Below are 10,602 nucleotides of genomic sequence, written 5' to 3' on the forward strand. Positions count from 1 at the left end.
TCCCTGACCTTTACTCTTGCCCCGCGAACCAGTGTTCGCGCGCCTTCATGATCAAGGCTTTGGCTTCCTCTTCAGACTGTCCGGTCAGGTCGGTCAGTTCATCAATGGCCAGATCGGCCAGGTCGTCACGTGTGTGCACACCGCCTTCGGCCAATTTGGCAATCAGCTCAGGGGTGAGGCCTTCGAGGTCGCGCAGGTCCTGGGAGACCTCTTCCACGCTTTCCTCACGGGCAATTTCCATGGTGAGCAGCGCGTCCTTGGCACGGGCCCGCAGCTCGTTGACGGTGTCTTCATCGAAGCTTTCGATCTCCAGCATTTCCTGCAGGGGAACGTAGGCCACTTCTTCGAGGCTGTTGAAGCCTTCGGAGATCAGGATGTCGGCGATTTCCTCGTCCACATCGAGCTTTTCCATGAACAGCTTGCGGGCCGTATCGGTCTCGTTGGCCTGCTTTTGCGCGCTTTCAGCGGCGTCCATGATGTTGATCTTCCAGCCGGTCAGGTCGGACGCCAGGCGCACGTTTTGACCGCCACGGCCGATGGCGATGGCGAGGTTTTCCTCGTCCACGACCACATCCATGGCGTGCTTTTCTTCATCGACCACGATGGAGGACACGTTGGCCGGAGCCAGCGCGCCAATCACGAACTGTGCGGGGTCTTCGGACCACAGCACGATGTCCACGCGCTCGCCAGCAAGCTCGTTGGTCACCGCGTTCACACGGGTGCCACGCACGCCGACGCAGGTGCCGATGGGGTCCACGCGCTTGTCATGGGACAACACGGCGATCTTGGCACGCGAGCCGGGATCACGGGCGCAGGATTTGATCTCCAGCAGGCCTTGCTCGATCTCGGGCACTTCCTGGCGGAAGAGTTCGATCATGAACTCAGGCGCCGAACGCGACAGGATGATGGGAGCGCCGCGCAGCGTCAGGTCCACTTCCATGATCATGGCCCGCACGCGGTCGCCGCTGCGCAGGTTTTCCTTGGGGATCATTTCGCTGCGGCGCAGACGGCCTTCCACGCGGCCGGACTCGACGATGATGTCGCCCTTGTCCATGCGCTTGACGGTGCCGGTGAAGATCTTCTCGCCGCGCGACATGAAGTCGTTGAGCAACATTTCGCGCTCAGCGTCGCGGATCTTCTGCAGGATGACCTGCTTGGCAGCCATGGCGCCGATACGACCGATGGGCACCGACTCGACACCCTCTTCGATGTACTCGCCGACTTCGATGTCTGGGATGCGATCCTTCGCATCCATCAGCAGCTCCTCGGCTTCGGGGTTTTGCAGGCCCGCATCGTCGGGCACCACCAGCCAGCGACGGAAAGTCTCGTAGTTGCCGCTGTCGCGATCCACGGACACGCGAATGTCCACCTCGCCCTGGTACAGCTTCTTGGTAGCCTGGGCCAGGGCCGACTCCACGGCGCCCAAGACCACATCACGCTCCACGTTCTTTTCGCGCGAAATGGCCTCAACCAACATCAACAATTCGCGATTCATGCGACGACTCTCCTGTTTTCAATCACCCGAGGGCAAGGCAACGCACTGCAGCCACCCACCCCACAATTTTCAGCAGCAAATCAGGCAGGTGCAGCCCCGGCCTTGCCTGCGCGCCCCTTGAAGTCCACGATGGGCGCAAGGCGCACATCCCGGCATTCGTCCAAGGTGAAGCCCATCGCCTGCAACGGGGCGGGCACGCGTTTCTTGCTGACTCTTTGTCCTGGCTTGACCGGCGGCTCGTCGCTCCAGACGATCTGCCAGCCTCCGGCCTCGGCCCGCTCCAGCGTGCCGCGAAATTTCTTGCGGGTGGCGTTGACCTGGCCTCCCGCTGCTGCGGCGCCGATGGGCGCCTTCAGGGTGATGTCGATGACAGAGCCTTCAAAGCGCACGAAGTCTTGCTCGTGGCGCAAGGGCCGGTCGATACCAGGGGATGACACTTCGAGGCGCTTGTACTCGACGCCATCGACCTCCAGCGCAAACTGCAGCTGACGGGTGACCTTCTCGCAATCCTCGACCGTCACGAACTGCTCGATCACGGGCTGGGGCGCATCAGCGGCCGGCTGCACCCAAGGCAAGTCGATGGTGACGCGCAACAGGCCGCCGGCAGAGCGCTCGATCTCCACCAGGTCATACCCCAGTCCCGTCACAATTTGTTCAACGACTTGCTGCAATGCCACGTGTTCAGTTCAATCCCGGATAAACCACACAACTTGCGCCAATCAGGACCAGGCCACCAGCCTGCCCACCGGGAGCACTGTTTGTGCCCCCTCATTTGCGCAAATCCAAAACAAAAAACCCGATAACCCCCGGAGACTCTTCCCCGACAGCTTCGAGCTCCAAAAGCGTTCGACCAAAAAAAACGGGCGGTTGGTACCCGCCCGTTTGGTCGTGAGATTCGTATTGTAGCGTGCAAAGTGTTGATTTGCAAAGGCGCAGACAGGGAAAACTGTTGTCAACACGCTCAGGCAGGACGCCCAAGCCAGTGTCCATGCGGCCCTCCGGGCGGTGCCCTGCCTCAATGGCACCACGCGCTTGTCCAACCTGCACCAGCAGCTATGACAGTGATAGCGGCTGCAGCAGTTCTGCCAGATCGCTTTCGGTGAAGAGCGGCTCCTTGCGGGCAGCAGCTCCGCTGTACAGGCTGCCCGCCAGCTGCGCCTTGCGCTCCTGCAGGGCCAGGATGCGCTCCTCGATCGTCCCCTGCGCTACCAGCTTGATCACCCACACGCTCTGCGTCTGGCCCATGCGGTGCGCGCGGTCGGTGGCCTGGTTTTCCACCGCCGGGTTCCACCAGGGGTCGAAATGGATCACCGTGTCGGCCTGCGGCAGGTTCAGCCCCACCCCGCCCGCCTTGAGGCTGATGAGAAACAAAGGCACCTGCCCGCTGGTGAACTGCTCGATGATCGCGTCGCGCTTTTGGCTCTGCCCCGTTAGCTTGACCCAGGGCAGGTCGCGCTTTTTCAGCTCGGTCTCAATCAGCCTGAGCATGCTGGTGAACTGCGAGAACAGCAAAATGCGCCGCCCCTCGGCCAACATTTCGGGCAGCAGCGTCATCAAATGGTCCAGCTTGGCCGAGGTCTCCACGGCCTTGGCTGCGTCCAACGGCACCAGCTGCGGGTGGCAGCACACCTGCCGCAGCTTGAGCAGCGCATCCAGGATGGTGATCTGCGATGGCGCCAGCCCCTTGGACTGCAGCGCTTCGCGCACGGTCTTCTCCATGCCCAGGCGGATGGTTTCGTACAGGTCCGCCTGCGCGCCGGTCAGCTCCACAGGCATGACCGATTCGACCTTGGGCGGCAGCTCCCCTGCCACCAGCGCCTTGGTCCGCCGCAGCATGAAGGGGGTGATGCGGGCGCGCAACTGGGCCATGCGCGCACCGTCGCCCTGCTTTTCGATGGGCGTACGAAACACCTCCTTGAAGCGCGTTTGGCTGCCCAAAAAGCCCGGCATCAAGAAGTGGAACAGGCTCCAGACCTCGCCCAGGTGGTTTTCCATGGGCGTACCCGACAAGCACAGCCGGTGGCGCGCCTGCAGTTCGCTGACCACCTGTGCGGCCTGGCTGCTGGCGTTCTTGATGTTCTGGGCCTCGTCCAGCACCACCAGGTGCCACTGGTGCGCCAGCCAGCGGTCTCGGTCGCGTTGCAGCAGCGAATACGGCGCGATGACCAGGTCGTGCTCGGTGACTTCATCGGCCACTTCATGGCGATCCGCGCCATGCAGCACCAGGCACCGCAGACCCGGGCAAAAGCGAGCCGCCTCGCGCTGCCAGTTGCCCATCAGGCTCACGGGCGCAATGACCAGCGCAGGGCACGTCAGCCGCCCAGCGTCCTTTTCGACCTGGATGTGCGCCAGGGTCTGCAGGGTCTTGCCCAGGCCCATGTCGTCGGCCAGCACACCGGCCAGGCCGTGGGCCCGCAAAAACTGCAGCCAGTTCAGGCCTTGCTGCTGGTACGGGCGCAGCGTGGCACGCACGCTGGCGGGCAGCGGCACCTCGGGCAAGGTGCTGGCGCCCCGCAGCTGGGCCAGCATGTCGCGCAAGGCACCGGCGCCCTGCCACACCGCGCCCTCGCCCAGCGCAGCACTGGTGCGCAGGGCATCCAGGCGCGAGAGCTTCAGGCGGTCGGCGTTGAAGTCACGCGCGCGGTCGCCCGCGAGATCGAGCAGCGCTGCCATCCAGGGCCGCAGGGTATCTGTCGGCAGGCGCACAAACCCGGCACCGGTCAACGAGGGCATGTAGACATGTTCCGGCAGCTGGGGCAAGCCCGTCGCAGGGTCCAGCGGCTGTGCCGCCGCAGCGGCAATCAGATCGGGCAGCCAGGGCAGGATGTTGTGGCGCACACCATCGATCTCCATGCCCAGCGACAGCGCAAACCAGGGCGATGTGGTCGCGTCATCCCCCTCAGGCTGCAGCACCACATCCAGTCGGTCGGCGTGCTGGACCCAGCCGTGCAGCGCCGCGTCCAGCGTGACATCAAAACCCGCGTCGCGCAGCCCTGCAAAGCCGTTGTCTGCCCAATGCATCCAGTCATCCTGCGCACGCTCGCCAGGGATGCCGAACAGGCCGTCGTCGGTGGCCAGGAGACCCAGACCTTCCAGACGCTCGACGGCATGGCGTTCAGCCACCGCATCGCGCTGCAGCAGCACCTGGCCGCCGTCGGCACCGGGCACCAGCACCGCCAGCTCCTGCCCTGCCCACCAGCCCACATGGCCCTGGTAGTCAAAACGCAAGTGCGCGGTGATCAGCCCCATTTCAGCCACCTGGTTCGGAGATGACGGAGCCAGATGCAGGCGCGCCACGGGTTTCACCCCCCGCACCTGTGTGAGCGGACCCAGCGCCGGCGGCAACGGCAACACCCCGCCAATGCGGCGCACCACCTCGGCATGGTGTTTTTGCAGCGCCGCAGCACTGAGCGCGGGGGCCTTGAGCAGCATGGCCACCTGGGCCGGGCTCAGGCCTTCGGCGTGCACCGGGCCGCAGACGCCCTGGACGGCGTCCAGGTACAAGGGCGGATGGTTGTCGCACAGTACGGCTGTGTCGCCTGGCAGACTGGCCCGCAGGCCCCAGACGGCCTCGCCACCTTGCGCGGGCGTGGACGCCTGCCATGCCCACGCGATGGGCAGCGGGTCGCCCCATCGCAAAGGCTCGCCCACGGTGGACCCACCCGCATCGACGAACAGACGGCCCGTGGCCGCAGCCTGCTCCAGCGCCAGCAAGCCCACCGCACCCTCCAGCACCCCAATGGGCGCGACGCTGTAGGCCGAGTAGTACCCCACGCTGCGGGGCATGGCACGCAGCAGCTGCAGCACCTGGCGGTCGGCGTCGCTGGCGCGGTCGTACACCGCCTGGCCGGGCGCAGGCTGGGTGCGGATCTGTTGCGGCTTGGCCCACCCCCCCGTGAGCTTGGGGTACGACACCACGGCCTCCAGCTGCAACTGCGGCACGCTGGTGCGCGCCCGCCCTACGGTAGAGACAAGATAGAGATAACACTCGGGCCGCCCCGGCCGTGCGACTGGCTCCTGCGGCACAGCACCGCCCAGAGCGCGGTCCCACTCCTGCAGCCAGTGCACCAGCCGCGCCTCGGCCTCGGCGCGCGCCAGGGCCTCTTTGCGCTCCTGCATGGCCTTGAGCGCATCGGCGGCCCGCGTGGACGACGGGCCCTGCGCCGGGTCGCGGTGCGCGGCCTCCAGGGTCAGGGCCACGGCGTGCTTGCAATCTGCCTCCACGGGGCAACTGCAATCGCCCGACCATTGCTTGACCTGGCCATTGGGCGCAAGCACCAGTTGCACAGACACTTCGTACGGGTCGGGCGAGCTGCCCTGCACTTCACCCGCCAAGGCCCAGCGGCCCTCGGCCTGTTGCTGGAGCCCCACGCGCACCACATCTGCCTGGCGGTACAGCTCCATGCCCCGCTCCCAGGTGCCCTTGTCGCACTGGGCCTGCAGCGAGTTGAGCGGGAACCAGGGTGGATGGGGTGTGGACACAGATTTCGAGCAAAAAGTGGCTGTAGCGCTAGTGAATCATGCGCCGTCAGCTATCAAAAAAAGAGCATTCAAGATGTGGACGAAGGTGCGGTAACCACCGCTGCCAGCCCGCAAGCCCGCCCGCTAGGCGCGGCGTGCTGCGCGCACCCGCTCGAAAACGCTCTGGGCCTCGCCCCCCGCCCCGGCACTGCCGGGCGCTGCCGCCTGCAGGCTGGTCAACAACCGCGTGAGCACTGGCGCCTGCGGCAACAACGGGCCCAGGAACAGGGCCCGCTCGCCGTCGGCAATCAGCAGGGTGGGAAAGGTTTCCACATCCAGGTCCCCGACCAGATCGGATTCGTCTTCGATGTCCACCCATTCAAACCGCACGTCCGGGTGTGCACGGGCCAATTCGTCGAACAAGGGGCGATAAATGCCGCAGGTGCCACACCACGCTGCACACAGGCACACAGCCCACCAGCCGCCAGGCGTGGCGGCACCAGGGCTCGTGGGGGTGGGTTCGGGCAGTGCGGCGGGACTGGACATCAAAAGGGCTCCTGGAGGGCCGCGCTGCGGGGCGGCGGGCGCGGGCCCCGGGGCCTTGCGCTACATGCCGCGGCGCTCACGCGCGCGATAGACCTCGATGGTACCCACACCTGGCGCCTGGTTGCCCCAGCTGTTGCGCACAAACGTGGTCACCGCCGCCACCTCCTCGTCCGACAAGGTCTGCTGAAACGGCGGCATGCCGTGCGGACGCGGGTTGCCTGCGGTGGCGGGCAGGTAGCCGCCCTGCAGCACCACGCGCACCAGGTTGGTGGGGTCGGCCAGCGTGATGGCACGATTGCCCGCCAGTGCCGGAAACGCGCCGGGTTCGCCCTGCCCCCGGTCGCCGTGGCACTGGGCGCACTGCTGCTCGTACACCTTGCCGCCCCGCGCCATCGCGCTGGCCGGGGGGGCGGCCACGGTGGCAGGCGCCTTGCGATCCTGCTGCGGCAGGCCCTGCAGGTACACGGCCATGGCGCGCGCATCGGCGTCGCTCAGATACTGCGTGCTGCGAAACACCACCTCGGCCATGGGGCCCAGCACCGAGCCCTGCGGGGCCACGCCGGTCTTGAGCAGTGCCACCACATCGTCGGTGCGCCACTCCTTCACGCCCGCCTCGTGCGCCGCATTGAGTGCGGGGGCATACCAGTTCTGCACCGGGATCAGCCCCCCGGTGAAGGCCTTGGCGTCCGACGTGGCGCCCAGTGCATTGCGGGGCGTGTGGCAGGCGGTGCAGTGGCCCAGGCCGTTGACCAGATAGGCGCCCCGGTTGTATTCAGCCGTCTGCGTGGGTTCGGTGGGAGGCGTTCCGGGTGCGAAGAACAGCGCACGCCACACGGCCAATGCCGCCTGCGTGTTGTACGGAAAACGCAGCGCATGGGCGCGGTTGGCATCTGGCGCAGCGGGCACGCTTTGCAGATAGGCAAAGATGGCGTCCGAATCCTCGCGCGTCACCTGCGTGTAGTTGGGGTATGGGAAGGCCGGGTACAGCAGCCGCCCGTCCTTGCTGCGGCCATGGTGCATGGCGCGCCAGAACTCGGCCGAGGTCCAGCTGCCAATGCCTTGCACCCTGTCGGGCGTGAGGTTGGAGCTGTGCACCACGCCAAAGGGCGTCTCGATGCCTCGACCACCCGCAAACGGCGCGCCGCCCTGGGTGGTGTGGCAGGCCATGCAGTTGCCGACGCGGGCCAGGTATTCGCCGCGCTGCACCAGCACGGGCGTGGATTGCAGCGTCTCGGCGGCGGGCAGCGGATCTTCGCCACGCAGGTTCAGGGTGATCAGCACGGCGGCGGCAATGCCGAGCGCCGCCAGCACGGAAGAGAGGGTCCAGAGGATGCGTTTCATCGGTGCATCCCTTCTCAGCGTGCCGCTGCAGCAGCAACGGGAACCTCCGCCACACCGCCGCAGCGCGCCGGCATGGCGGCGGGCAGCGTGCGGGCCGGCTTGCCACCCGCCGCCACGGGCTGGGCAGCCAGCCAGGCCGAGACAGCGCTCACGTCATCGGGCGTGAGCTGGCGGGCAATATCGGCCATGCAGTCGGGCACGTGCGCGCGGCGCTGGCCGGTCTTCCAGGCGCCCAGCTGGCTGTTGAGGTAGTCACGCGGCAGGCCCAGCAGGCCGGGGATGGACGGTGCAACGCCCGTCATGGCCGCACCGTGGCAGGCCACACAGGCGGGAATGCGGCGCGCCGCGTCGCCCTGCTGCACCAGCTGGCGGCCCTGCTCCAGCGCGGCGGCGGGCGCTTGTGGTGCGGGCGGCGGTGGGTACGGCAAGTCGAGCGCGGCAAAGTGCTCGGCCATCTCGCGCAGGTAATCGTCCGTCAGGTGCTCGATGAGGTAGCCCATCTGCGGGTAGCTGCGGCGCCCGTCCCGAAAATTGAGCAGCTGGTTGGCCAGATAGCCCGCCGGCTTGCCCGCAATGCGCGGAAAGTAGCCGTCGGGCGTGGCACGGCCTTCCTTGCCATGGCAGGCGGTGCAGGCCAGCACGCGCGAAGACATGGAAGACACGGGCACTGTGGCCGCAGTGGATGCAGTGGCCACCGGGGTAGCAGGGGTGGTGCTGGCAGGCACCGTCTGGGCCACAGCGCCAGCGCTCAAGGCCAGCGCCAACAGGGCAGTGGCCGCAGGCAGGCGGAGAACGGGGCGCAGCAAGCTGCGCAGGCAATCGGTCATGGGGATCTTTTTGTCCGGGAAAGAAACGGTTGGGCGGCCCACAGCGGCCAAACACGCAAGGCGTGCGCCCACACAGTCCGCCACTCTACGCCCGCCCCCAAAAACAGTACAGATTCAGTTTCGAGTTAAAAATACAGATCAGTTTGCCCTGTATCAACCTCGCCCTGCCCATGAAGCGCTACGAACGCCACGCCGACGCCATTGCCCAGCTCATCCACAGCGGCGCCCTGCGTCCCGGCGACCGCGTGCCCTCGGTGCGCGAGGCCAGCCGCACACGGGGCATCAGCCCGTCCACCGTGTTCGAGGCGTATTACCTGCTGGAGGCCCAGGGCCTGATCCATGCGCGCCCGCGTTCGGGGTACTACGTCAGCGCCCGGCTACCAGGTACGGCCGAGGTTCGACCCGCGGAGCCCCAGCCCTCGCAGCCCGCCGCCACCTCCACCGGCGTGGCCATCAGCGACCTGGTGTTCGAGGTGCTGGGCCTGGCGCGCGACCGCGACCTGGTGCCGCTGGGCTCGGCCTTTCCAGGGCTGGAGCTGTTTCCACTGGAGCGCCTGGCGCGCTGCCTGGGCAGCGGCATGCGCAAGCTCGACCCGTGGACCATCGTGCAAAGCCTGCCGCCCGGCGACGAACGCCTGCGCCAGCAGATCGCCCTGCGCTACGGCGTGCACGGCATGGGGGTGGATGTGGAAGAAATCATCATCACCAACGGCGCCATGGAGGCGCTCAACCTCTGCCTGGAGGCCGTCACCCAGCCCGGTGACGTGGTGGTGGTCGAATCGCCCACCTTTTACGCCGCGTTGCAGGCCCTGGAGCGGCTGAACCTGCAGGCGCTGGAAATTGCCACCCACCCGCGCGATGGCATCGACCTGGCGGCGTTGGCGCAAGCACTGGAGCGGCAAACACCCCACCAGCCCATCAAGGCCTGCTGGCTCATGCCCAGTTTTCAGAACCCGCTGGGCAGCCTGATGCCCGAGGACAAGAAGCGCGAGCTGGTCGCCCTGCTGGCGCGCCACGGCGTGCCGCTGATCGAGGATGACGTGTATGGCGAGCTGCACTTTGGCCCCCAGCGCCCGCCCCCAGCCAAGGCGTTTGATACCGAGGGGCTGGTGATGCACTGCAGCTCATTCAGCAAAAGCCTGGCGCCCGGCTACCGGGTGGGCTGGGTGGCGGCGGGCCGCCAGGCCAAGGCGGTGCAGCGGCTCAAGCTGATGACCACGCTATCGGCTGCCACGCCGTCACAGCAGGCGCTGTCGGAGTACCTGGCCCAGGGCGGCTACGACCGGCACCTGCGCCAGCTGCGCCGCAGCCTGGCCGAGCAGCAGGCGATGGCCCTGGCGGCCGTAGCGCAGCACTTCCCACCCGGCACCCGCGTATCGCGGCCTGAGGGTGGGTACTTCTTGTGGGTGGAGCTGCCGCCTGAAGTGAACGCGCTGGAACTGCACCGACTGGCACTGCAGCAGGGCATCAGCCTCGCGCCTGGGCAGATCTTCTCGGCCGACCAGCGGTTTGCGCACTGCGTACGCATCAACTACGGGCATCCAGCGCAGGGGCGGCTGGAACCAGCACTGCGCACCGTGGGCCAACTGGCCACGGGCTTGGCGACCGCCGTGGCAGGGAGGCCGGTGCGGCCAAAAATGCTATCAAAACAATAGCCACAAAGACATACCGACCTAGCGCACAGGCCGATTTTTATCAAAACCCTGGCCCCAAACCCGGCGTGCAGCTCCTGGCCCCACCACACTGCATCGCACAACCCAACACACGCTGCGCCAGCCTTGCACCAGGCTGACATCCCACGCACCGCGTTGGAAAAGCCCAACCTCGGGTTCTCCCGCAGCAGGCACGGCGCTTGCAGCGGCATACTGGCGCCCGCCCGTACCCCGGGCAGTGCACCACGGCGGACCACCCGCCCCGCCCTACAACCCCAAC

At 66.8% G+C, this 10,602-nt stretch carries 7 protein-coding genes; 1 reads left to right on the top strand and 6 read right to left on the bottom strand.

The window, feature by feature from the left end:
• Nucleotides 1-10: 10 nt before the first annotated feature.
• From nusA to N4G42_RS12935, 6 genes are all read right to left on the bottom strand, one after another.
• The gene (gene nusA, locus N4G42_RS12910; RefSeq protein WP_056063891.1) at nucleotides 11-1,495 is read right to left on the bottom strand and encodes a transcription termination factor NusA; all 1,485 of its coding nucleotides are present in this window, start codon (nucleotides 1,493-1,495) and stop codon (nucleotides 11-13) included.
• 80 nt (nucleotides 1,496-1,575) lie between these two features.
• Nucleotides 1,576-2,172, bottom strand: coding sequence for a ribosome maturation factor RimP (rimP, locus tag N4G42_RS12915; RefSeq protein WP_056063893.1), 597 nt, complete (start codon nucleotides 2,170-2,172; stop codon nucleotides 1,576-1,578).
• 376 nt (nucleotides 2,173-2,548) lie between these two features.
• Complete coding sequence (locus N4G42_RS12920) at nucleotides 2,549-5,977, bottom strand: SNF2-related protein (RefSeq protein WP_409557821.1); 3,429 nt, start codon at nucleotides 5,975-5,977, stop codon at nucleotides 2,549-2,551.
• Nucleotides 5,978-6,100: 123 nt separating this feature from the next.
• Nucleotides 6,101-6,502: a thioredoxin family protein gene (locus N4G42_RS12925; RefSeq protein ID WP_260667425.1), complete on the bottom strand. Its 402-nt coding sequence runs from the start codon at nucleotides 6,500-6,502 to the stop codon at nucleotides 6,101-6,103.
• Between the two features lie 60 nt (nucleotides 6,503-6,562).
• Nucleotides 6,563-7,843, bottom strand: a complete 1,281-nt coding sequence (locus tag N4G42_RS12930; protein WP_260667426.1) for a c-type cytochrome — start codon at nucleotides 7,841-7,843, stop codon at nucleotides 6,563-6,565.
• 14 nt (nucleotides 7,844-7,857) lie between these two features.
• Nucleotides 7,858-8,670 (bottom strand): c-type cytochrome, encoded by an 813-nt coding sequence (locus N4G42_RS12935; protein ID WP_260667427.1) that lies wholly within the window; start codon nucleotides 8,668-8,670, stop codon nucleotides 7,858-7,860.
• A gap of 170 nt (nucleotides 8,671-8,840) precedes the next feature.
• On the opposite strand from N4G42_RS12935, the gene N4G42_RS12940 reads away from it, so the two are divergent.
• Complete coding sequence (locus N4G42_RS12940; protein ID WP_260667428.1) at nucleotides 8,841-10,325, top strand: PLP-dependent aminotransferase family protein; 1,485 nt, start codon at nucleotides 8,841-8,843, stop codon at nucleotides 10,323-10,325.
• The last annotated feature ends 277 nt before the right edge of the window (nucleotides 10,326-10,602 follow it).

This window comes from Acidovorax sp. K2F, assembly GCF_025246485.1.
GTDB classification, from domain to species: domain Bacteria; phylum Pseudomonadota; class Gammaproteobacteria; order Burkholderiales; family Burkholderiaceae_C; genus Acidovorax; species Acidovorax delafieldii.

Bases quoted from the DNA above. Each gene is read 5' to 3' on its own strand.
- nusA (WP_056063891.1), bottom strand. From the start codon at position 1,495: ATGAATCGCGAATTGTTGATGTTGGTTGAGGCCATTTCGCGCGAAAAG.
- N4G42_RS12925 (WP_260667425.1), bottom strand. From the start codon at position 6,502: ATGTCCAGTCCCGCCGCACTGCCCGAACCCACCCCCACGAGCCCTGGT.
- N4G42_RS12930 (WP_260667426.1), bottom strand. From the start codon at position 7,843: ATGAAACGCATCCTCTGGACCCTCTCTTCCGTGCTGGCGGCGCTCGGC.
- N4G42_RS12935 (WP_260667427.1), bottom strand. From the start codon at position 8,670: ATGACCGATTGCCTGCGCAGCTTGCTGCGCCCCGTTCTCCGCCTGCCT.
- N4G42_RS12940 (WP_260667428.1), top strand. From the start codon at position 8,841: ATGAAGCGCTACGAACGCCACGCCGACGCCATTGCCCAGCTCATCCAC.